The sequence below is a fragment of the Lunatimonas salinarum genome (assembly GCF_017811155.1).
Lineage (GTDB): Bacteria > Bacteroidota > Bacteroidia > Cytophagales > Cyclobacteriaceae > Lunatimonas > Lunatimonas salinarum.
The window spans coordinates 1-700 of record NZ_JACVCV010000098.1 but is presented as its reverse complement, the minus strand read 5'-3'; the positions used below and the strand labels follow the sequence as shown (position 1 = coordinate 700).

General features: G+C 37.0%; 1 protein-coding gene. It reads left to right on the top strand.

The window, feature by feature from the left end:
• On the top strand, positions 1–585 hold a 585-nt coding region (locus tag IAQ59_RS22065; RefSeq protein WP_280868366.1), incomplete at its 5' end, for a TaqI-like C-terminal specificity domain-containing protein.
• Between the last annotated feature and the right edge of the window lie 115 nt (positions 586–700).

The window sequence follows — 700 nt, the reverse complement described above, 5'->3', positions numbered from 1 at the left end:
AATGAACCACCAAGGTATGGATACATGGACTATGACCCCGCTTGGGAATGGCTTAAAAGTAAGTACCCTGCGATAGCAAGGCATCTGAAACCACATGAGGCAGCAGCTAAGAAAAGGACTGATAAAGGTGATTTTTGGTGGGAACTGAGGGCTTGTGATTATTATGGGGAGTTTGAGAAGGAGAAGATTATGCTTCCCGATATTTCAATAAAGGCAGAAGCTCTCCTTGATACTAACGATACTTATTGTGTCAATACAGCATATATAATTCCCAAGGCTGATAAATATTTGCTGGCGCTTCTCAATTCTTCAATGGTTCACTTTTTCTATTCGAACTTAACCTCTACAATTAGAGGTGGCTATTTAAGATTCATTAGACAGTACTTAGCCCAAATCCCAATTATTGAACCATCAAGCCAACTAAGGGAAGTGATAGAAACTTTAGTGAACCAAATCATTGAAACCAAAAAGCAAGATCCAACCTCAGACACCTCAACTATCGAAGCTGAAATAGATCAATTAATTTATGGGATTTATGGATTGAGTGAGGAGGAGATTGAAATTTTGGAAGTGAATAAAATGTGATTTTTATCTAAATGTCACAATAATTATGAAAAAGACATGGAGCGGTTCCGAAAATAAAAGTTAGTTATGAAAGCCAACGAACTCCAAATAGTCAAATTTTTAAAATCTCCTGACG